This window comes from Bacillus stratosphericus, from assembly GCF_020524495.1.
In the GTDB taxonomy this organism is placed as follows: Bacteria; Bacillota; Bacilli; order Bacillales; family Bacillaceae; genus Bacillus; species Bacillus stratosphericus_B.
This window is the reverse complement of record NZ_JAIVLB010000022.1, coordinates 1-20,333: the sequence shown is the minus strand read 5'-3', so window position 1 is coordinate 20,333 and position 20,333 is coordinate 1. Positions and strand designations below refer to the sequence as shown.

Genomic DNA, 20,333 nt, shown 5'->3' with positions numbered 1-20,333 from the left:
GAGGACGCTAGGATGATCGATGAAATTGACCGATGTATCCAAATCGCCGAAAACGTTTATGTTAGCGACGACAGCAGTGACTCATTTCGAGAGTCGTTCGGAGAAAACGCCTCGGAAGTGTTGGCGAGTTTATACACGAAATATGTGCCGGATCGGATACCGACGGAACAACTCTCCGGTTCCTTATTATGCGTATATCTTTATAGCGTAGATTCAGACGACCTTAAAATGTGGGTGCAGAAAGCTCCGTTATTTGTAGGCGATTACGGACAGGTGTGTCTTATCGTTTGGGAAACGGAGGGGCGCACATGACCACGCTACCTAACTTCGCCGCCTGCGACGCATGCAATCAGCGAACCGCCGTCGTATTAAAAGAACAGGCCGTTCGAAAAGGCGTCGTCGAAACGTACTTTGACTGCATCGTCTGCGGTGCGCATTACCCGACCGCGATCACGAACAGCGCGCTACGAACGAAAATAGAGACGCTGAAGCAACTACGGCTTACGGACGGCTCGGCGACGGAATCAATCGACGCATTAAAGTCCGAAATCGCCGCCGATATGAAAGTATTGCGGGAACGATACGGACTAGCATAACGATTTTAACACGTAAATCGCACGAAAATAGACGTTTTGAAGGCGGTATAGGGTATTCGTAAGGGTACGGGGTGAGAGGAGCTGATTTCGTGTTATTTTTAAGGAGGTTCGGTTAGATGGTAATCGATACGAGAGAATCCGGCATTATTAAAATCGAAGGAAACGGCGACTTGATTTTAACGAAGGACAGCGTAGCGTTTGACTTGAAAACAGATGAGCCGTCTAAAACAGCGTTTCACATCACAAACCACGTAATTTATTGCGTAGGGGCTAGCGTAACTACGAATGTCCTTAAAAGTATTAAAGTACATTTTTAGTAAATGAACGCAATCAGAACAAGGCTTCCGGCCAGCGCTGGAGGTTTTTTGTGCTTGCGTTAAAATGCGCAGCAATAAAACGGACAAAGGAGATGACGTGAATGGCGGAAAACAAACGCGAATCAGTCGGAGGATTAAACGTAAAGGTAGACGTAGATGTTGCGGAGGCTATTAAAGGACTAAAGGCGGTTCAACGCCAAGCAAAGGCGGCGACTAGGGCGTTGGCTGAGTTAGAAGCGGCAATGAAAGGGTACGAGAAGGCGCAGAAAAAAGACAGACTAATCGGCGTAGACGTAGGGGTTGTCGGCTATGATAAGTCCGTGGTGCATGCGGGTCCTAATAGAGTCTTCGGCTACGGAACTTTACCGGCAAAAAGCACCACGACCTAAATCGCGATGCTCTCGTATGCGACCGAAATCTCGTCGGCCGTGATTCCGATATATTTCAGCGTATCCTTTTCGGAAGAATGCCCGAGGATCGCCATAATCCGGTCGACTGCGATATCCATTTCGTACAAACGGTAGCCGAACGTCTTACGCAACGTGTGCGTGCCGATGTTGCCGATCTTTTGAGCGATCTCGGCGCGCTCGGCTGCCTCGTTTAGAATGCGGTAGGCTTGGACGCGACTGATAGGCTTGGCGCCCTTGCGGCTTGCAAATACGTAGTCTTCGTCTGAACCTTCGAGTTCATTGACGAGTTTTTTAACGGCGGGCGAGAACGTAATGACACGCGTCTTGCTGCGTTTTGCTTCGGTTATTTTAAGAGACGTTTGGCCGCGAAGATCACCGACCTTAAGCGAAAGTAAATCGGAAATACGAAGTCCAAAAGCCGTCCCTAACTGCAATAACAGACGGTCGCGCCCTGGTTTAAGGGCGTTTTTTAGTTTGTTGAAATCGCGTTTACTTTTGATCGGGTTCACTTCGTTGGCCATACGTCTTCACTCCAATGTAATTTAATTATTTTTAAGTTACGTTCATTATACGATGGTGAATAAAGGAAGTCAACGCCGAAATGAGAGAGGAGGACGACAACTTGGCATTTATAAACGGTAAATTTTTAGAACGTGAGGAAAGGCGGGCGCGCATTGAGGCGGTGACGGAGCGGCTGAAGAAACTGCGCAACATTATCCAAGCCGGAAAACATAGCGACTATCATATCGAACTTATGCGGAAAGACCGCGACGAACTAATTAAGTTAAAACGGGTACATCGTGCCGAGGTCGACATGCTGTATTTCTTCTACGAATATTTTTCGGAAGCGAGAAACCCAGGCAATCCGGATAACCTCGTTCCAACGACCGCAGTAGACATGGAGAACGCGCCGGACTTTCACCGGAAACTATCGTCCATACTCGACTCGGTATCTAACCGGAATAAGACGGCTCGTATCGCTTGGGCGGCTTCGAGGGGACACGCAAAGTCAGCGTACCTATCGAATGCCTATCCGGTGCGTGAAATCGTGTATAAAAAACGGCGTATGATCTTGATTATCTCGGAAACCAACGCCGGATCGATCAAGTTCATCAAATGGGTCGCGGGGCAGCTTAAGTACAACCAAAAGCTACGCGAAGACTTTGGCGAGATCCTTTACGAACAAAAAACGCGCAACGAAAAGGATTCCGAGACTGCCTTTATCACAACGACCGGAATTAAGATGGAAGCGACGTCGCTCGGAACTCAAATTCGTGGTTTCCGTAATGGTTCACAGCGTCCAGATTTAATTTTACTGGACGACTTGGAATCGCTAGACTCAACCAATACGCCTGAATTGCGTCAGAAGGCGAAGGATTGGCTCAACCAAGACCTTATGCCAGCGGGTGATCCTACGAAAACAGCTTTTATTTTCATGGGAACACTTGTACACTTCGACTCTTTGTTGAACTACGTATTGAACGAACGTCGAGATTTCATTAAGAACAGCTTCCCAGCGATTATCAAGCCGCCAAAGCGAACTGATTTGTGGGCGGAGTTCGAACGTATTTACAAAGAGTACGTACCGAGTGACGAAGAGGTCGAAGAAATGATGCAAGAAGAATCGGAAGACTCGATGTCTACACCGAATGCACGGGCTGCACTTCGTTTCTATGAAGAAAATAAGACGGAAATGGACGAAGGTGCAGAGGTTTTGTGGCCTGGTCGTTTCCCCCTGCCGGCTCTAATAATAGAAAAGGCCAACATTACAACAAAAGCATTTAACACGGAATTTATGAATAACCCAATCGATGAGGAATCGCAGCTATTTAAGCCGGAGTCCTTTACGTATTGGACGGATTTTATATTAGACCACAAAGATTATGCGGTTTATATGGGTGTCGACTTTGCGATGGGGAAAGAACGCGGAGACTTCTCGGCGATAGTCACGATAGCGAAACATAAAAAGAGCGGAAAAATTTACGTCATTGATGCGTACGGAGAACGTATTCACCCTGATAAGTTTCTGCGCAAAATTGTCGAGAAGGTCGTGGAATACCAGCCGGATCGAATCGCAGCCGAGTCGCAGATGGCGCAAGAGTTTTTTATTGACACGCTTAAACGCGAGCTAGTCATACAAGGCTATCCAGCCGGATCTCGCGTCACGAAAATCAACCAACGATCGCGAAAAGAACTTCGTATAGAAGCGCTCATGCCGCAGATCGAAAAAGGTGAGATCGAATTTCACCGTAGTCAAGCGCTTCTACTCGAGCAGTTTGAGCGGTACGGCTCGAATTGGCACGATGACCTACCGGATGCGTTAGAAATGGCGGTGAGTGTCAGTAAACGAGCTAAAACGGTGCTTCAGGAGAAGCCAAAATTTATGTAACGAAAGGAGGGACGTTAAATGTCGAGAATTAAGCAGCTAGAGGCGCAACTGTCGTTTGAGAAGCGAAAAGCCGCCCAGGCCTGCGCATTGAATGAAATTATGCCGGAAGGCGGCGAGAAGAAAACGCAGGAACAACTCGCAGAAGAACTAGGAATGTCGCGTATGGGGTTGTATCGTTGGCGAACGCAAGATTCCGCGTTCATCGAATACATGAACTTACTTGCGGATGATATGTTATCGAGTCATAGATCAGAAGTTTACGGTCAATTAATGAAACTGATTAAAGGGTCGCAACCGTCCGTTAAGGCGATCGACCTATTTATGAAACGATACGGGCTACTAACCGAAAAACAAATCGTCACTGACAGTACTACGGATACTCAATCTAGCGTGGACATTTTAAAAGAAGCCGAAGATTTAGACGATCTTTTAAAGGAGGGCTAAGCGATGGGTTTTACGGACTTTTTTAAGCATCGCAACCACGAACCCGACGACGGATCGCATACTAAGACGTACAGTATCATCCGACCCGGCGCGCAATTTCCTCCGGCTGACTCAATCGAGCGTCTGGCAAAATATCGGCGCATGAAAAAGCTATTCGAAGGTCGTCACCGAAACGTCTATGAACGTGCGACCGACATTCTTAAAGATTCGCCGCAGGCCGAGCAGTTAAAAAAGCTGTATATTGCGGTCAATCTCGCCGACATTCTAGTCACGAAGCCGGCTGATCTTCTCGTAGGCGAACCGGTGCAATTCGAAAGCGGCCTGCCCGACGACAGCGAAGAACAAAAAGCGCTCAATCGCTACGTAGAAGAAAACGATATTAATCAGCTTCTTCACGAAAGCGCAACTGCAAACGGATTCCGCGGCGATTCGTGGTTTAAGGTTCGATATGGCTACCGTCAAGACTTTACGGAAGTTGAAAAGCTCGGCCTACCTGTACCGGCAGATGCCGAAATGGAAGCGATCATTGAGCACGTCAGCGCTGGCGCAGTCTTTCCAGAGTTTAGCGTCGGGAACGTCAAGAAACTAAAGGCGGTCAATATTGCGCAAGTCGAGTGGGTTGAAACCGAGAAGACGGAGATTCCGTTTTTAAACGTCGAGCGACATATACCGGGCTATATTCTGTACTCGCGATACCGTTTGCATGAAAACGGAGTTGATACTTCGACAGGCACGTCGGTATCCGTATATAAAATCGGCGAACAACTGCCAACAGGTCGCGAAGAAGACATCGAGGAGACACACCTACCACACATTCCGGTCTTTCACGTACCTTACAAGTCGATTGACGACGAGTTCTTCGGAATCGGCGGTTTAGAGAAGCTAGAAACGACGTTTGCTGCGATCAATGACCGCCTAGTGCAGATCGACTATATCTTATGGAAGCATAGCGATCCTACTGCGTATGGTCCGGAGATTCAAGATGATGGAGATACGGTTCGCTTCGGTGGAGCTTATATTCCTGTATCAAAAGACGACCCGACGCCTGGATATATGGTGTGGCAGGCGCAACTAGACGCGGCATTTAAGGAACTCGATGTCTTATTTAGCAACGTGTTTATGCAATCTGAGACTCCGCAGTGGCTTTTCGGAACTGTTATGTCGGGCGATAATTCAGGCGGAACAGGTACGTCTCATACAGATGGCGCTGCAATCAAAGCGCGATTTATGCCGATTCTTTCAAAGGTAAAGAGGATCAGATCGCACTATGATAAAGCGGTTAGGGATGCGTTGTGGACGTGTATGCTCTTAGAGAAAGCGGTCAAGCGGATCAAGATTGACGAAGCCGTTTACCCGCGGGCTATTTGGAACGACGGTATTCCGCAGAATGAAAAAGAACTTGCGGAGATTATGCAGATTAGAACGGCAGGCAAACCGACGCTAGACGTTAAAGGTGCAATTAAGGCGATGGACGACGTTGATGACGAGGAAGCGGACGAAATCATGCGACGCATTGAAAAAGACGAAACTTCGGCAAATGGCTTCGTAGATTCTTCGATTTTTAATGAATCGGAATCGCAGCCGGAAACAGAGGACGATAAGTAATGGCTAAAGTACCGGCACCTAACTACGATTATCAAACGAAACAACTTGCCGGCTATTACCACACCGCCATTAAAGACATACTCGCCGAACTTGACCGCGTTGATATTTCGGATTTCCGCCGAGCCAATGCGCTTGCTACGCTACAATCAATCAGCCGTATTTTATCGGACCTGGACACGAAGTCGGCGCGGTGGGTTAGTGAAAACGTACCTATTGCGGCGCGAGAAGGCGTAATCAATACGCTTGTTTCGCTTAAGATTGCGGAATCAGTTGAGCAGGCGGCTTTGTTAGCGCAATTTAACGAACTGAATGAAGCGATGGTTGCGACTGCTATTGCGGATACGCAGGCGGATCTTTTAGCCGTCACGCAAAACGTTGACAGGAAAACAAAAGCCGCAGTTAGGCGAGCCGTTTCCGATTCTATAAAGTACAACATGGCGTCTGGCACAAACGGTCGGCGAACGATTCGAGATGATATAAAGAAACGGCTGAAAGAGTCGGTCGTGACTGGCATCGTTGACTCAAAAGGCCGACGTTGGAAACCGGAAGTATATGCCGATATGGTAACCCGAACGAAAATGATGCAGACATACCGCGAAGCAACGAGCAATGAAGCCGTTAGTCGCGGAGTTTTCTATGCCCAAATATCGTCTCACGGGGCGACGGATTATTGCCGATACCACGAAGGCGAGATTATGAAACTGACGCTAGATGCGCCTGGACCTTATTTAACCTACGACGAATTACAGGCGACGGGCGAGATATTCCACCCACGATGCAAGCACGTTTACTCGCCTATCAGAAGCGAAGATTTATTGTCCGAACGTTAAGACGTTAAACTAAACGGCTATTTTATCTAATAGGCGACGGCCTTAAAACGGATGGAGGACGATATGTTTGTAAAACGATTTATGCCGTTATTTGACGCAGATGATCAAGCGGGAGGCGGGCAGGGCGAAGAACAAACGCCAGAGCAACCGCAGAAGATCGAACTAACGCAAGAAGAACTAGATACGATGATTACTAAACGTATTAGTCGCGTTGAATCTAAGTACGCAGATTACGGAGATCTAAAAGAGAAAGTCGCAGCGTTCGAAAAAGCGGAGCAAGAAAAGGCAGACGCAGAGTTGCCGGAACTAGAGCGCATCAAAAAGGAACTAGAATTGAAATCTGAGTCTGAACAGTCTCTTGCGAAGCAGATCGAGGATCTTAAAAAAGCGGACGAACAAAACAAAATTACGAACGAGTTTATTAAGATTGCTACGGCTCATAACATCGCTTATGTTGACGACGCCTTACGCCTTGCAGACCTATCAGAAGTTAAGGTCGAGGAGGGTAAAGTGCTCGGAATCGAAGGCGTTGTTAAGGAGATCGTTGACAATAAACCTTACCTGATTAAATCCACTCAAAATAGTAAGTCGATCGGCCAAGCTACAAATGGAGGCGGAGAATCGGGCGGGGAAGTCAAGACTTTAGAAGCTCAATTAACTACAGCGAAGAAAGAAAAGAACTTTTCCAAAGTAATTGAGCTTTCTAACAAATTAAAAAGTCTACTAAATAATTAGGGGGAAACTAAATGTTAACAAGTTATGACTTTAAGGATCAAGTACGTCAGCTAGACGCCGGAATCGATTTAATTTTGAAGGATGAGCCGACTCTTTTAGGTCTTGTTGGTTTAAGCGGTGAAGCTCTCTTCCAAACTAAATTCGAGTGGATGTCAGACCGTTTAAACTCGAACTTAGCCACAGTCAAAGAAGTAGGCACAGACGGTAAGATTACAGTTGCGGAAGACGATGGGTCTAAGTTTCGTAAAGACGCTATCGTTGTTATCGGAGAAGAGTACCTAAAAGTTACAGACGTTTCGGGCGATGTACTGACAGTAATTCGAGGTTTTGACGGTACTGCTCAGGAAGAGCTAAAAGCCGGCTCTGAATTGCGTATTGTTTCACGCCCGCAAAATGAAGGAGCAGGCGTAGGCATGGACGAGGGGCACGACCGCTACGTTGATTACAACTTCACGCAGATCATCGAAAGATATGCAGCGGTATCCAACACCCAACAAGCGGTTAGAACGCACAACGTAACGGACGAACTCAACTATCAAGTGCAACTAAGACTAAAAGAAATGGCACGCGAGTTCAACGACTGGTTGATTTATGGGCGTAGAATTGACGGTAAGCCACGTATGACAGGTGGCCTTTTAAACTTTGCGAATCTTAAAGGATCGGCGAAAGCAAACTTAGAAGAAAAAGAAGTAGAGGCTAAAGATATTAACTCATTAATGGAGCAGGTATATCTCAGAGGCGGCTCTGTAAATACGATTTTAACAAATACTGCGGGCGCTCGTCAGATTTCTAAAATGGCGACAGATACTATCCGAACTGAACGTACAGACGCAGCTACAGGACATAGAATCAGCACGTTTGTTTCGGATATGGTTGGTGGCGGCGTAGCTACGGTCGTTGTCGATCCTAACTTCCCGAAAGATAAAATCGCACTGTTCGATCGAAGCATCCTATCGCTACATCCTTTGACTGGGCGCTCTGTATACGATGAGGATGCGAGTGTTCCGGGCGCAGACTTTGTCGCAAGACAGATTCGTGGAGAGTACGGAATTAAAGTTAAAAACGCTAACGAAAAAATTGCGATTCTCGAAAACATCGCAAAGACTGTATCTTAATCGACGGGATTAATTGCCCGTTTTTATTTTTGAAAGGAGGAATTACGTATGGCGATAACAGAGAGTCAAAAACAACGTCTGAACGAGTCTATGCCTATTGCTAACGAACTGAAACTAGGTAACATTATCCAAAACCTTCAATCTTCTGAAGGCGGATCATTAGTTATCGAAGATGGCGCAATTAAAAATAGACATATTGGGGATGGAGCTGTAAACTCTCGAACCATCGGAAAGGGAAGCGTTTTTCTCGATAACCTTAATTCTGAAGTCAAGACAATTTTAGACGAATTAAAAAGCCGTGTGGAGGCGTTAGAAGGAAAGGAGTCTAGTTAATGGCGATTTATAAAGCGACGCCTTTTTATATGATAGGAAGTTCCAACAAGATTGTGTTTGATCACGCTGGGATATATCAAACAGATAATTCAGATGAGATAAAACTACTAGACGGCTTGTGTCCGAAGTGGGTTACTTGTATAAAATCGGAGGATAAACCGAAGTCTGCGCCAGTTAAAAAGACCGCCCGTAAATCCTCCGCAAAATAATAGGAGGTGGGAGCGAATGGCTGCTACAGTAGAAGGCGCAAACGACTATATTAATGCGTTTCTAGTAGATACCGAGGATTGGATTAACGCAGATGAGGCGAAGAAAGAACGGCTTTTAAACCGAGCTTTCGAAACCCTTACGCGTGTGTTTCCTGAATACGTTATACCGAACAAAGCAGTCTACGAGTTTGTTAACGTCCTAGCTATCGCGTACAACGATACGAACCGACTGAATAAGCACGGTATTTCTTCGTTCTCGATCACCGGGGTCGGCTCGTTCAACTATAAGGATACATTGCGGGTAGAGGACGAAGACTTGATTCCGAGAGAATCGATCGCAGCTATCGAAGAAGAAAACGGAGTCCCAATCGGAGGCAAGCGCATCAGAAGGACGGTGCTATAAATGGCGATTTTTCCAATGCGCCAAACTATCACGGTGAAGCGACCTTCTGACGAGCTTGATCGCTGGGGCAACCCAGTCAACGATGGCGCTGAGTTTACGCTAAAATGTCGTATCGACGAAGGATCGACCGCGGTCAAGTCGCGCAACAACGGTGTGGTTAAATCCGAAGAGGCCGTCGCATCGGCTCGTATTCTACTAGATCGCCTAGCTGACGTGCGTTATACCGACGTTATCTCTTATACGAATGAGCTCGGAGAAACAATGGAAAAGAGACCGAAGGAAATCAACGTTAAGAGACATATAGACGGTAAAGCGTTATTAACGGAGGTGTACCTATGAGTTTTACGTTTGATGCGAGCAGTTTCATAACCGGTATAAACAATGCAAGCAGAAGCGCCCTCACAAGCGCCGCACGAGCGTTAGGGGATTCCGGCGACGACCTTGGTAGGATTGCGCAGAACATTGCGCCGATTGATAAAGGAACGTTGCGTGCGAGCATTAAGAAGAATTATAAGCTATCGAAAGGTAAAGCGGTCGTGGACGTCTCTTTTCGAGCGGTCGAAGGCGGCTTCAACTATGCGATATGGACTCACGAAATGGACTATAACCTCGGACCGGCATCTCAAGCGGCGGGCGGTATCGACGGCTACGAGGTCGGCAACAAATACCTCGAACGTCCGTTAAAAGGAAACGCCGAAAAATACGTACGCTGGATCGCTGAAGGCGTTCGTAGGGGGCTGATCTAATGCGCGTAGGCGAGCTAATCGATTTTATTGAGGCGAAAGTTGACGGCAAATACTACGTAAATAAGTTTCCGGTAGATAGCAAAGGCGCCGCAATTTCGGTTAAGTTGACGGGTGGATTTCCGACGTCTAAGTACACCGGCTTAAAGCGGCCGTCTTTTCAAGTATTAGTGCGAGGCGAAGCTAGAGACGGGGCAGGCGCGGAAGACAAAGCGTTTGAATTATACGATGCGCTTACGAACGTGACCGAGGTACAGGTCGGCGGAAGCTCGATCGTACAAATACGCTGCAATAACTCGGCGCCATTGTATTTAGGAGACGATGAATCCGATTGTCCGATATATTCATTAAATTTCGATTGCGTAGAGCGCCCTTAGAGGCGCTTTTTAATTTGCGCAAATATAAAAGGAGGAAAACAGATGGCGGCAGGAATTAGAGGAATTAACGTTCCTATCGGTCCGGCAATCGTTGAATACGGCGAAGGTGCTGATATGGTGACGTTTGACATCACTAAAGGCGGGATCGTCTTTAAGGCGGAGACGTCGATTCAAGACACGACGGTTGATCAATACGGAGATACGCCGGTCAAGTCGACGATGAAGGGACGTAATGCTGAGGTTACGGTACCGTTCGCACTTCACGAGTTAGAAAGACTGGCCGCAGCAATGCCGAACAGTAAGCTCACTAAAGACAGTACAGATCCTGCAAAAATGAAGCTAGAAGTATCGGGGCAAGCAGGTTTTGATATGTTGGCAGCAGCAAAGCCACTCGTCATTAAACCTACATCACCTAGCACGACGCCGAACGATTACATCACGATTCCACTTGCGGGTGCCATGTCAGATCCCGAATATACGTATAACTCAGACGATGAGCGAATTGCAAATCTGACGTTTAAAGCGTATCCTGACACAGACAACGACGGTCTTTTATATATCATGGGTGACGAATCAGCCGAATAAAACGGAAGGCATCGCTTAACAGCGGTGTCTTTTTATTTTGAAAGGAGGTTACGCAATGAGCTTATTTGGTATCGGAGGCACTAAAAAGGTATCAAGCGAACTTACACTCGGCGACAAGACGGTTCAAGTACCGAAGCTAACGCCAGTCAAATGGAAGGCGCTATTCGAGGTGGTCGATCGTCTGCCGCATTTATTTATTACGGTTTTAAGCACGACCGGTCAGGACGATTTTGCTTCCACGTTAGTTGCTGCGGCTAAGTTGGCGATGGATGAAGTCGCTAAGATTGTCGCAGTCCTTTCCGGCTTAGAAGAAGACTACGTACTCGAAAACGCCGGAACCGATGAGATTACCGATTTCTTAGTCGCAGTGGTCGAGAAGAATCGTCTGCAATCCGTAGTAAAAAACCTGAAAAGCCTTCTTCCGAAAGCACCAACGGAATAAAGCAAGCGGATGAAGGCGAGTACACAATCGATGGCTACTTAATAGATGCGGCGATCTTGCTTGGCGTCACACAGCGGCAAATAGAAAACGATTATTACATGGTCGACATTCCGAAATTCTTGCGGTCAAAAACGAAGTCTAACGCAATTGAACGGCTTTCTATGATTTCGACGCTTGTCGGAACTGAGGGGCGCGCGATGGAAGATCAAGACTATCAACGGTTATTAAAAGACTTACGCAAGCAAGCCGGCTATGTAGAACGTGATGATTTTGACCGTGATAAGTTCGAGCAATTGCGGAACTTCTTTAAATAACGGAGGAAAGGAGGGAAACGAATGGCGGGAACTTCAGTAGGCGAAATCGTCGCCCGTCTTGAACTTGATTCATCGCAATTCAGCGCCGGAGTCTCTCGGGCAGAAGGACAAATGCGTCAGATGGGCAGTTCGGCTAAGTCGCTAAGCAAGCAGATGAGTCTCGTACAAACGGCGGCCTTAGCGGTAGGCGGCGCGGTCGTTGCCGGAATTGGCGTATCGGTAAAAACCGCAGCCGACTTCGAGCAGGCGATGTCTAAGGTCGGTGCTATATCAGGTGCGACCGGACAGGATTTTGAGGATTTAAAGAAAATCGCAATGGATCTCGGAGAATCGACGAAGTTTACGGCGACCGAGGCGGCGGAGGGCCTCCAATACTTATCTATGGCGGGCTTTAGCGTTAAAGAACAGATAGGCTCGCTTCCGGCCGTCCTCAACCTTGCGTCGGCAGCGGCGGTTGATATGGGGACGTCGGCGGATATTGTATCTAACATTATGACCGGTTTCGGCATCGAGGCGACGGAGTCAACGCATGCGGTAGACGTACTTGTCAAAACGATGAACACGGCAAACACCGACTTACCACAACTAGGAGACGCGATGAAATACGTTGCCCCAGTCGCAAAGTCTCTCGGTTTTACATTTGAAGAGACGGCTGCGGCGGTTGGGAAAATGTCGGACGCGGGTATTCAAGGCTCGATGGCTGGTACGGCTCTAAGGGCGGGCTTGCTACGTCTTGCCAATCCGGTAGGCCGCGCAGCTAAAGTCATGCAACGGTATGGCATCGAAGTCGAGACGGCGGAGGGAAAAATGAAGCCACTGCCGGAGATAATCGGACATCTAAACGAAAAGTTTGGCGATCTAGGCGAAGCTGAAAAGACGGCGGCTATCGCAAGCGTGGTAGGCACGGAGGCGGCTTCGGGTTTTGTAGCGTTGTTGTCCGAAGGCGAGGGCGCACTTAAATCGTACACGAAGACGTTGGAGAACTCCGCCGGAACGGCTGAAAGCGTAGCAAAGAAGCAGATGGATAACCTATACGGATCTTTCGACAAATTTACGTCGGCACTCAGTGGCCTCGGAATCAAGATCGGAAATGAGTTCTTGCCGCACATACGGTCAATTGTCGATCAAGGTACGAAGCTAGTCGGCTTATTCAGTCAGATCAACCCGAGCGTAACGGCGACGGGACTTGCAATGGCGGGAACTTCGGCGGCTATTGCGCTTACGGCGGCTTCGGCTGTCAAGCTCGGCTTTGCATTGCGTGGCTTATTCGCTGCGATGGGACCGGCCGGCTGGATCATAACGGGCCTTTCGGTACTCGGCGGATTGTTAGTCGGGGTTTCCGCGGGCTATAAAGCGCTAAACACCGTCAGCTTAGAAGCGGCCAACGCAAAGCAAAAGGAAGTCGACGGGATCAACAAAACGATCAAAGAATACGACGGCTTGCAGGCGAAGATGAAGCTAACGAATGACGAATTACTGCGCTATTTAGACAACAAGGACGCGCTGGCTAACGAGAAAGATTCGGCGGCGATTAAGCGGTTAAACGCGGAACAAGATGAATTGCGGAAGAAGTCCGGACTAACGAATAAGGAATTCGACGAGTTTCTGCGGCTGAATGATCAAATCATCAAGAAGTCGCCGGAAACAGAAGCGGCTTTCTCGGCGCAGGGTAATGCGATCGCAAAGAATACCGAGGCGATGAAACGGCTTAGTGAGGAGAAATACGAAGAGCTGCGTTTGGAACTCGAAAAACAGCAGACAATCGCCGAGCGGAATATGGAAGGCAACTTAGCAAAAAAAGCACAATTAGAGAAAGAGATCAACGGAATTAAAGAACAACGGGTTTCCAAAGAAAAAGCTGTAGCGGATCAACTTAAGGATGTGGAAGGTATCGAAAAACGCATCGCAGACGCAAAAGAACGCGGTGATAAAGCGGCAGCCCAATCTCACAAGGTCGCCCTCGACACAGAGAAGCATCGACTTGAACAGATGCGTAACGAGTTAATAAAAAGTACAGAACTTCTTCAGAGCAAAAAAGCTAATCTTGCGGAGGTACAAAAGGAAATCGGGAAGCTCGATCAGGTTAATCAGAAGTTAATCAATATAGCGTTGAGTCAAGTCGGACTCAACGCGAAGAAAGGTCAAGGAGTCGCCGTACTTGATCGAGAGATTATAAAACTAAAAGATACGCGTTCCAACCTAATCAACAACACATCTGAAGCGGAAAAGAATACGCAGAAATACCGCGAATCACTCGCCGCAATAAACAAGCAAATCTCGCAATTAGAGCAGACAAAAAACAAAGTCATCGAAATTACCGGTCAAGCCTCGACTATGAATGCGGAACTTAGCAAGGATCTTAGTAAGCGTATCACGGTTATCACGACGGACGTTACACGTAAAACGGAACGAGCCGTCAGCCGTGGGCGCGGAAACGAAGGGACTTACCATGTCGGAGGCATCGTCGGTAAACCAGCCGGCAAGCTACATTCAGGCGGCATGGCGTCGAAGTTTATTGATCGTCCGATGAGCCATGAAGTCGATATCCGCGCGCTAAGAAACGAGATGGTCTTGACGGAAGCGCAGCAAGCGAATTTATTCCGGATGTTAGATGCAGGCCATACGGCCAATATCGGTAATGGTACGCCGTTTGCTTCTTCCGAAGTAACACGCCTATTAAAATCGATGGATGCTACGCTTAAAGCAAAAGGAGACAGCGCCGTAATCATGGAAGCGGAAGTGGTCGGTCGCATCATTGAACCGCACGTAAGTAGACGTCAGATGGACGGAATAGATCGAAGCAGTTATTAGAGAGGAGGTGAGCGGTTGAGCAACGCTAGCTTTATCAAAGCAATAGCGCCGGACGCACAGAAAATATACCGGAATTACAACATACTTGCATCGCTAGTAATTGCGCAAGGGTGTTTAGAATCCGGTTATGGTAATTCGGGCTTGGCTACGAAAGGTAAGAACTTGTTCGGCGTCAAAGGATCATATAAAGGCGCTTCTATTCGTATGTTGACGTGGGAAGTATATAACGGGCGGAATGTTCAAGTGTACGCTGACTTTCGTAAGTATCCGTCATGGTACGAATCAATGCAGGATCTCGCGAAGTTATACATTAACGGAACGAGCTGGGATCCGAATCACTATAAAGCGGTCGTCGGACAAACGAACTATCGAAAAGCAACGAAGGCGCTCGTAAGTGCTGGATACGCAACGGACCCAGCGTACACGACGAAACTAAACAACATCATTGCGACACATAACCTGACGAAGTATGATACGAAGAAGACAACGGATACGAGTACCGACGTTGACAAGCCAGCGCAACCGAAACCAGAGCCGTCTGTTGTTGATATCGACGAAAACTTCAACGAAGATGCATTCTCGCCGGATATTGTCTTCGGACGATCTTCAGCGATTCCGCGTTCGGATGCAAACTTCCGTATTCAATATCGAAATGGAACGTTAATTGATATGGCGAGGGATCTATCGGTATTGGTGCGCAGTTTAGTAGTATCCGCACCTTCTCCGAATATCGCCTATGAATATATACCGGGCAAGAACGGCTCTTATCGCACAGGCAAGGACTTCGGGAATCGTCGAATAACGGCCGAATGCACGATGTACGCCGAAGATGCAGCCGACTTCTATTTACTACGCGACGAAATTTATAACGCACTTTACAAGGATGACGTGTTTTATCTAATTTCGGAGGGAAGCCCGAAGAAACGATGGCGAGTTGAATTAAGCGATAGTTTTGACCCGGAAAGAAGCGGAAGCGTAGCCGACTTTACTCTAACGTTCGAAAGCGCCTCTCCTTATTGCGAATCCGTCGGAACGACGCAGGATCCGTTTACCTTTGACGCAAGTCTTTGGCAGTTCGGCCAAAACCTAGAAGATACTATTCCGGTCTATAAACATACGTCAAAGAGCTTCCGTATTTACAATGCGGGGGCTATTCGTATTGATCCGTTGGAACTTCCGTTCGTCATTTCGTATAAAGGGGCTTCCTCTAAATTAAAGATCACGAACAAAACGACCGGCGATGCGTGGCAATATACCGGAGATACGACGTCTAAAGAGACAATTACATTGGACGGTGTTAAGGCTCGAAAAGACGGAGTTAGTATTTTCGGAGATACAAACCGGCATACGATTCGCCTAGAGCCGGGGTGGAATGATTTTGTGTTGTCGGGAACTAGCGGATCTTTCGTAATCAAATTCGATTTCCGTTTCTATTATTTCTAGGAGGTGACGCGATGGAGCTACTTATAAAAACGGTAAGAGGCGAAGTCGAGTCGCTTACTGACTACGATTGTACGGTGCGTGAGACGGCCGAGAATGAGAAATCGCTTGATGTGACGGTAAGCAGAACGAGAAGAAACGATCATTCTTTCGGGCTGATTGAGAACGAGAATACCTTTGTTTGCGACGGAGAAGAGTACGTTATCAAAAAAACTAACCCGGTCACCGCAGTAGGTACTGTCAAGGTATCGGCTACTGCGATTTATAAACCATTGATCGATCTAGCCGACAACTACGTCTATAGCAAGTCCGGCAAGAAAAAGAAGATGACCATCGATGACATGGTTGCGATTGCGCTTGAAGGGTCCGGTTATTCTTACGATATTTCTCCGGAAGGGCTAGGGGCGACGTTTGAACTCGAAGATTTTGGCGACGGATTTTCTAACGATTTATTACGGGATATTCTCGATAAATATAAAGCAGAATATGCGTTTTCCGGAAAGAAGGTAGTTATCGCCAAAGAACTCGGACGTGATACCGATTATCAGATACGACACAAATTTAATTCACGCGACGAACAAGCGGAAGTCGATACGAGTTCTTTAAAAACCTACATTCGCGGCTACGGTAAGCAGAACGACAAAACGAAGGCATATGCAGTCGAGCTTGAATACACGAGTCCGCTAGCGGAAATCTACGGCATCAAACACGCAGCACCCATCCGCGACGATGCTTACACCGATAAGAACGCCGACGAATTAGAACTTCGGTTGCAAGAAGAACTGACGGACACGATCGAGTTATCCTTGACGCTGACTTATACGGAGCTAAGATACTTCGGCGTACAAGACATACGAAAAGGTGATTACGTATGGTGCATGATCGATCCGTTCGGAATCAACAAGCGAATTAAGGTTGTCGGCGTTGAGCGTTATTCAGACCCGAATAAATCACCGGTTTATACGTTCGGAAAACTTAAACGCGATATTAAAACGGACATGAAGAACTTCCGGAAGACAGAAAAACGCGTATCGAAGTTATTTGACGCAGCCGGTAAAGTCAAAGGAAGCTCGATAGGGTCGGGGATACGTATCGGTAGTGATGCGAGTTTTGATGATGGTTATGATCCGACAACTATACCGAAATACGGGCCAGCTACGGCGGTTTCAGACGGGCTAATGACGTCGAACGGTTTTCAGAAGCTCCAAAGTATCGTAGTTGGGCCGGACGGTAAGCCGCAAGTAGATATGGCGAGCTCATCAAAAGCCGGCCTGATGTCGTCGACTGACTATGTAAAAATATCGAAAGTCAGCGTCAGTTCTTCCGGCCCAAACGTTGACCTAAATAAGCTCGCATCGGATATAGCGGCGCTGACTGCGCGAGTGGCCGCGCTAGAATCAAAATAAAGGAGGCACTAAATGGCTAACGTATTTTTAAAGCGGATAGCGGCTGCGTGGGATCGTATTGCTCGAAACAACTTAAACGATAACTTCGACAACATCGAGCAGGGTTTTACGAAAGCGACCGCCGAGCTAAACGCCCATAAAAACGCATCGCCCGCACACAAGTCCGATCAAATTCAGCACGGACCATTTACTGCGGCTAACCGTTTCGATAATTTACAAGCGCGTTTTGCAAATCTCGTGGTCAACCACGACGGCGATGACGTCAAAGAAGTCGTGGATCTGCGGGTAGCGCTTGACGCATCTACGCATCTGACCGCGAAAGATCGCTTCGACTATGACTTCGCCAAGTTAACGAGGAAGATCGAAGACATGGCCGTATTTGTATCGTTGCGTCCGTACTTAGAGAAATACGGAAACTTTGACGATGCGATGCAGGCGGCGCTGGACCTATCTAAGTCTATGCCTATTACGCTTGTGGTTCCGCCTGGAAACTACACGCAAACTCGTACGCTACGGATTTTCAGAAACACGCGGCTGATCGTTCAAGGTGGCGCAGTTATCAAGCGAAACTTCGTCGGGTCGATGCTAGTTAACGGACATGAAATGGATAATTTCAGCAGTTATAACGGTCACGGAAACATCGTAATTGAGGGCGGAGGTACATTCGACAGTAACGGCGCTGTAATCAAACAGCAGTGTTCCGTACTCGGGTTTGCGCATGCTGACGGAATTATCATCCGAGATATTACCGTACTTGATGTCGCAGGTGGTCACGCATTTGACTGTGCCGGCAACCAAAACGTACTAATCGAGAATGTAAAGTTTAAGGGGTACGCTGACTACGTAGGTGACCGTTGGTTTTCGGCGGCGATTCAACTCGACCTAATGCGATCTTCAGCAAACTTCGGCGCATTCGGATCTTACGATCAAACCGTAACACGGAACATCATTATCCGCGGCAATTATTTCGGACGATCAAGCAAGCTGGGCGGTTGGGCACGTGCGGTCGATTCTCATACAAGTACGGACGGCGTGTGGTATTCGGTCATCCGTATTTTAGATAACGTCATCGAGGACACGACTGAGTACGCGATCAGCGGGAACAAATGGTACGATACGCGCATCAGCGGAAACAAACTAAACAACTGCGCATCAGGCATCCGTATTCTACTGCCGAAAGTCACGGCGCAATACACGCAGGATGCCAGCGGAAATACGACTGGACGCGTAAATAAAACAAAGCATCACGTAATTACCGAGAATACGATCACGAACATCACGAAGAATCACGCAATTCAAGTGTACGGGCGAAAAGATTATCAAACGATTGACGATGTTGTTATCTCAGGAAACGTAATTGACGGCGTTGTTAAACGTCACGGTATTCAAGTCTCAGACGTGTATAACTATACGATCGCAAATAACGTAGTCGACAACGTAGGCCACCACGGAATTTTAATCACACGAAGCACTTACGGTTCTGCCACAGCTAATACGTTGCGCGGCGTTAAAGGAAACGGAATCCGTATCGAAGAAGGTAGCTGTAATAACGTCACTGTCGCAAATAACATTTTAAAGGACGTAGGCTTTTCCGGAATCTCCGTATCAGGAGCATCGCGAAGAGTTCGCGTCTTTTTTAATGTGCTTGTAGACGTTGGAACGAGGGCGACGAAGAGCGACGGTTATGACGGGATCATTTTCTTATCCGGCGTCGCGCGCTCTATGTGCGCATTTAACGACGTCACCGGTCTAGGAATGCGGCACGGCATTTATCTGACGAATAAGTGCTCGCAAATTTCGTCGTATGGAAACTATGTAAAGGGTGCGGGCTTTGACGACAGCTATAACGATAATAGTATAGACCCGATCAATTCGACCGAGAACGTTATTTAAAGGGAGGAAAATGGATGTTAGCAAAAGATGGCGCTTTGTCTTTCGACGTCAATGCGCAAACAAAGCGGCCTGTCAATGCCGCCATACAATTCAGCACGCAAGATATAAATACGGCGCGCCTATCCTTTAAACTCACGAAAGATGGCGTTCCGTTACCGTTGTCGGCCGTCGTTGGTAAGTTAGTGCTTGCGATGGCGGATGGTAGCCGTTTTGTGCGTGCGATTACGTTAGTGAATAAACCGGAGGGGCTTGCAGAATACGTATTGAGCGCAGATGAAATTCGTCATTACGGCGCAGTAAAAGCCGAGCTGCTTCTTTATTACACGAACGGCCAAGCGCTTTCGATTCATAAATTCGGCTTTAGCGTCGACCGGTCGCTCATCGACCAGAATATCGCACCAGTTGCGGAATATTATATTGACGATTTTGAAGCCTTACGCGAGCAAATCAACGATCTTTATGATGACGTAGTAGCAACCGTTGCGGAAATCGAAGAGAAATTCGAAGTTTTAGATAACGTGGAAACAAAGGCAGGGGCGCAGGCGAAGGTAGATGCTCATGCTAATAATGCCGACGTGCACGTCACTACGCAGAAGAAAGCGGAATGGGACGCCAAAGAGACGACAGCAGGTGCGCAAGCAAAAGTAACCGCCCATGCTAACGATGCTATAAAGCACGTCACTAACGAAGAGCGGGCTACTTGGAACTCGAAGGAAACGACTTCGGGGGCGCAGCAGAAAGTAGATGTAGCGCTTCAAACTATGCAGGATAATGTAGAGAATTTTCAACAACGTAAGATTACGGCGGATGACGGTGCGCCTTTAATCTCTATTAAAGACACATCTGTCAGTATTTTAGATACTGTTATCAATAACGGTCTAGGACAAGGAACATTTTACGCAATTGCAGGATCAAAAGATTTGCCTAACCACCGTT

At 47.5% G+C, this 20,333-nt stretch carries 25 protein-coding genes; 24 read left to right on the top strand and 1 reads right to left on the bottom strand.

Features of this window, described 5'->3' with window-relative positions:
* Window positions 1-12 precede the first annotated feature (12 nt).
* The 4 genes from LC033_RS10275 to LC033_RS10260 all read left to right on the top strand — a co-directional run bounded on the left by LC033_RS10275 (window position 13) and on the right by LC033_RS10260 (window position 1,302).
* A complete protein-coding gene (locus tag LC033_RS10275; RefSeq protein WP_226568158.1) occupies window positions 13-312 on the top strand; it encodes a hypothetical protein in 300 nt (99 codons plus the stop codon).
* Complete coding sequence (locus tag LC033_RS10270; RefSeq protein ID WP_226568157.1) at window positions 309-596, top strand: hypothetical protein; 288 nt, start codon at window positions 309-311, stop codon at window positions 594-596. The genes LC033_RS10275 and LC033_RS10270 overlap by 4 nt, the downstream gene beginning before the upstream one ends.
* A gap of 116 nt (window positions 597-712) precedes the next feature.
* Window positions 713-913, top strand: a complete 201-nt coding sequence (locus LC033_RS10265) for a hypothetical protein (RefSeq protein ID WP_226568156.1) — start codon at window positions 713-715, stop codon at window positions 911-913.
* A 101-nt stretch (window positions 914-1,014) separates the two neighbouring features.
* A complete protein-coding gene (locus LC033_RS10260; RefSeq protein ID WP_226568155.1) occupies window positions 1,015-1,302 on the top strand; it encodes a hypothetical protein in 288 nt (95 codons plus the stop codon).
* On the opposite strand, the gene LC033_RS10255 is transcribed toward LC033_RS10260, so the two are convergent.
* Entirely contained in the window at window positions 1,299-1,844 is a 546-nt protein-coding gene (locus tag LC033_RS10255) for a tyrosine-type recombinase/integrase (RefSeq protein ID WP_226568154.1), read from the bottom strand. The two genes, LC033_RS10260 and LC033_RS10255, sit on opposite strands and share 4 nt — an antisense overlap.
* A gap of 527 nt (window positions 1,845-2,371) precedes the next feature.
* Between LC033_RS10255 and terL the strand changes: the two genes are divergently transcribed.
* The 20 genes from terL to LC033_RS10155 all read left to right on the top strand — a co-directional run.
* A complete protein-coding gene (gene terL / locus LC033_RS10250; protein ID WP_226568153.1) occupies window positions 2,372-3,712 on the top strand; it encodes a phage terminase large subunit in 1,341 nt (446 codons plus the stop codon).
* Between the two features lie 18 nt (window positions 3,713-3,730).
* Window positions 3,731-4,156: a phBC6A51 family helix-turn-helix protein gene (locus LC033_RS10245; protein WP_226568152.1), complete on the top strand. Its 426-nt coding sequence runs from the start codon at window positions 3,731-3,733 to the stop codon at window positions 4,154-4,156.
* A gap of 3 nt (window positions 4,157-4,159) precedes the next feature.
* Window positions 4,160-5,761, top strand: a complete 1,602-nt coding sequence (locus LC033_RS10240) for a phage portal protein (RefSeq protein ID WP_226568151.1) — start codon at window positions 4,160-4,162, stop codon at window positions 5,759-5,761.
* Window positions 5,761-6,591 carry a phage minor capsid protein gene (locus LC033_RS10235; RefSeq protein WP_226568150.1) on the top strand — a complete coding sequence of 277 codons (831 nt, stop codon included), beginning with the start codon at window positions 5,761-5,763 and terminating at the stop codon, window positions 6,589-6,591. The genes LC033_RS10240 and LC033_RS10235 overlap by 1 nt, the downstream gene beginning before the upstream one ends.
* Window positions 6,592-6,654: 63 nt before the next feature.
* Window positions 6,655-7,326: a phage scaffolding protein gene (locus LC033_RS10230; RefSeq protein WP_226568149.1), complete on the top strand. Its 672-nt coding sequence runs from the start codon at window positions 6,655-6,657 to the stop codon at window positions 7,324-7,326.
* 11 nt (window positions 7,327-7,337) lie between these two features.
* The gene (locus LC033_RS10225) at window positions 7,338-8,441 is read left to right on the top strand and encodes an SU10 major capsid protein (protein ID WP_226568148.1); all 1,104 of its coding nucleotides are present in this window, start codon (window positions 7,338-7,340) and stop codon (window positions 8,439-8,441) included.
* Window positions 8,442-8,489: 48 nt separating this feature from the next.
* Window positions 8,490-8,774 (top strand): hypothetical protein, encoded by a 285-nt coding sequence (locus LC033_RS10220; RefSeq protein ID WP_226568147.1) that lies wholly within the window; start codon window positions 8,490-8,492, stop codon window positions 8,772-8,774.
* The gene (locus tag LC033_RS10215) at window positions 8,774-8,983 is read left to right on the top strand and encodes a hypothetical protein (RefSeq protein WP_226568146.1); all 210 of its coding nucleotides are present in this window, start codon (window positions 8,774-8,776) and stop codon (window positions 8,981-8,983) included. Before LC033_RS10220 ends, LC033_RS10215 begins: the two co-directional genes overlap by 1 nt.
* Window positions 8,984-8,999: 16 nt before the next feature.
* Window positions 9,000-9,386, top strand: a complete 387-nt coding sequence (locus tag LC033_RS10210) for a hypothetical protein (RefSeq protein WP_226568145.1) — start codon at window positions 9,000-9,002, stop codon at window positions 9,384-9,386.
* On the top strand, window positions 9,387-9,725 hold the full coding sequence (locus LC033_RS10205; RefSeq protein ID WP_226568144.1) for a hypothetical protein: 339 nt from the start codon (window positions 9,387-9,389) through the stop codon (window positions 9,723-9,725).
* Complete coding sequence (locus LC033_RS10200) at window positions 9,722-10,132, top strand: hypothetical protein (RefSeq protein ID WP_226568143.1); 411 nt, start codon at window positions 9,722-9,724, stop codon at window positions 10,130-10,132. The genes LC033_RS10205 and LC033_RS10200 overlap by 4 nt, the downstream gene beginning before the upstream one ends.
* Entirely contained in the window at window positions 10,132-10,506 is a 375-nt protein-coding gene (locus LC033_RS10195) for a minor capsid protein (protein ID WP_226568142.1), read from the top strand. The genes LC033_RS10200 and LC033_RS10195 overlap by 1 nt, the downstream gene beginning before the upstream one ends.
* 42 nt (window positions 10,507-10,548) lie before the next feature.
* The gene (locus tag LC033_RS10190; RefSeq protein WP_226568141.1) at window positions 10,549-11,091 is read left to right on the top strand and encodes a hypothetical protein; all 543 of its coding nucleotides are present in this window, start codon (window positions 10,549-10,551) and stop codon (window positions 11,089-11,091) included.
* Window positions 11,092-11,146: 55 nt separating this feature from the next.
* A complete protein-coding gene (locus tag LC033_RS10185; RefSeq protein ID WP_226568140.1) occupies window positions 11,147-11,533 on the top strand; it encodes a hypothetical protein in 387 nt (128 codons plus the stop codon).
* A gap of 56 nt (window positions 11,534-11,589) precedes the next feature.
* Complete coding sequence (locus tag LC033_RS10180; protein WP_226568139.1) at window positions 11,590-11,847, top strand: hypothetical protein; 258 nt, start codon at window positions 11,590-11,592, stop codon at window positions 11,845-11,847.
* A gap of 21 nt (window positions 11,848-11,868) precedes the next feature.
* Window positions 11,869-14,658 carry a phage tail tape measure protein gene (locus LC033_RS10175; RefSeq protein WP_226568138.1) on the top strand — a complete coding sequence of 930 codons (2,790 nt, stop codon included), beginning with the start codon at window positions 11,869-11,871 and terminating at the stop codon, window positions 14,656-14,658.
* Between the two features lie 15 nt (window positions 14,659-14,673).
* The gene (locus tag LC033_RS10170; protein WP_226568137.1) at window positions 14,674-16,101 is read left to right on the top strand and encodes a glucosaminidase domain-containing protein; all 1,428 of its coding nucleotides are present in this window, start codon (window positions 14,674-14,676) and stop codon (window positions 16,099-16,101) included.
* An 11-nt stretch (window positions 16,102-16,112) separates the two neighbouring features.
* Window positions 16,113-17,504 carry a phage tail protein gene (locus tag LC033_RS10165; protein ID WP_226568136.1) on the top strand — a complete coding sequence of 464 codons (1,392 nt, stop codon included), beginning with the start codon at window positions 16,113-16,115 and terminating at the stop codon, window positions 17,502-17,504.
* A 12-nt stretch (window positions 17,505-17,516) separates the two neighbouring features.
* Window positions 17,517-19,397 (top strand): right-handed parallel beta-helix repeat-containing protein, encoded by a 1,881-nt coding sequence (locus LC033_RS10160; RefSeq protein WP_226568135.1) that lies wholly within the window; start codon window positions 17,517-17,519, stop codon window positions 19,395-19,397.
* A gap of 14 nt (window positions 19,398-19,411) precedes the next feature.
* The coding region (locus LC033_RS10155) for a phage baseplate upper protein (RefSeq protein ID WP_226568134.1) at window positions 19,412-20,333 on the top strand (922 nt) is incomplete at its 3' end.

What these genes read in the sequence shown, in the direction of transcription:
- LC033_RS10275 (WP_226568158.1), top strand. Translation starts at nt 13, where the DNA reads ATGATCGATGAAATTGACCGATGTATCCAAATCGCCGAAAACGTTTAT.
- LC033_RS10270 (WP_226568157.1), top strand. Translation starts at nt 309, where the DNA reads ATGACCACGCTACCTAACTTCGCCGCCTGCGACGCATGCAATCAGCGA.
- LC033_RS10265 (WP_226568156.1), top strand. Translation starts at nt 713, where the DNA reads ATGGTAATCGATACGAGAGAATCCGGCATTATTAAAATCGAAGGAAAC.
- LC033_RS10260 (WP_226568155.1), top strand. Translation starts at nt 1,015, where the DNA reads ATGGCGGAAAACAAACGCGAATCAGTCGGAGGATTAAACGTAAAGGTA.
- LC033_RS10255 (WP_226568154.1), bottom strand. Translation starts at nt 1,844, where the DNA reads ATGGCCAACGAAGTGAACCCGATCAAAAGTAAACGCGATTTCAACAAA.
- LC033_RS10245 (WP_226568152.1), top strand. Translation starts at nt 3,731, where the DNA reads ATGTCGAGAATTAAGCAGCTAGAGGCGCAACTGTCGTTTGAGAAGCGA.
- LC033_RS10240 (WP_226568151.1), top strand. Translation starts at nt 4,160, where the DNA reads ATGGGTTTTACGGACTTTTTTAAGCATCGCAACCACGAACCCGACGAC.
- LC033_RS10235 (WP_226568150.1), top strand. Translation starts at nt 5,761, where the DNA reads ATGGCTAAAGTACCGGCACCTAACTACGATTATCAAACGAAACAACTT.
- LC033_RS10230 (WP_226568149.1), top strand. Translation starts at nt 6,655, where the DNA reads ATGTTTGTAAAACGATTTATGCCGTTATTTGACGCAGATGATCAAGCG.
- LC033_RS10225 (WP_226568148.1), top strand. Translation starts at nt 7,338, where the DNA reads ATGTTAACAAGTTATGACTTTAAGGATCAAGTACGTCAGCTAGACGCC.
- LC033_RS10220 (WP_226568147.1), top strand. Translation starts at nt 8,490, where the DNA reads ATGGCGATAACAGAGAGTCAAAAACAACGTCTGAACGAGTCTATGCCT.
- LC033_RS10215 (WP_226568146.1), top strand. Translation starts at nt 8,774, where the DNA reads ATGGCGATTTATAAAGCGACGCCTTTTTATATGATAGGAAGTTCCAAC.
- LC033_RS10210 (WP_226568145.1), top strand. Translation starts at nt 9,000, where the DNA reads ATGGCTGCTACAGTAGAAGGCGCAAACGACTATATTAATGCGTTTCTA.
- LC033_RS10205 (WP_226568144.1), top strand. Translation starts at nt 9,387, where the DNA reads ATGGCGATTTTTCCAATGCGCCAAACTATCACGGTGAAGCGACCTTCT.
- LC033_RS10200 (WP_226568143.1), top strand. Translation starts at nt 9,722, where the DNA reads ATGAGTTTTACGTTTGATGCGAGCAGTTTCATAACCGGTATAAACAAT.
- LC033_RS10195 (WP_226568142.1), top strand. Translation starts at nt 10,132, where the DNA reads ATGCGCGTAGGCGAGCTAATCGATTTTATTGAGGCGAAAGTTGACGGC.
- LC033_RS10190 (WP_226568141.1), top strand. Translation starts at nt 10,549, where the DNA reads ATGGCGGCAGGAATTAGAGGAATTAACGTTCCTATCGGTCCGGCAATC.
- LC033_RS10185 (WP_226568140.1), top strand. Translation starts at nt 11,147, where the DNA reads ATGAGCTTATTTGGTATCGGAGGCACTAAAAAGGTATCAAGCGAACTT.
- LC033_RS10175 (WP_226568138.1), top strand. Translation starts at nt 11,869, where the DNA reads ATGGCGGGAACTTCAGTAGGCGAAATCGTCGCCCGTCTTGAACTTGAT.
- LC033_RS10165 (WP_226568136.1), top strand. Translation starts at nt 16,113, where the DNA reads ATGGAGCTACTTATAAAAACGGTAAGAGGCGAAGTCGAGTCGCTTACT.
- LC033_RS10160 (WP_226568135.1), top strand. Translation starts at nt 17,517, where the DNA reads ATGGCTAACGTATTTTTAAAGCGGATAGCGGCTGCGTGGGATCGTATT.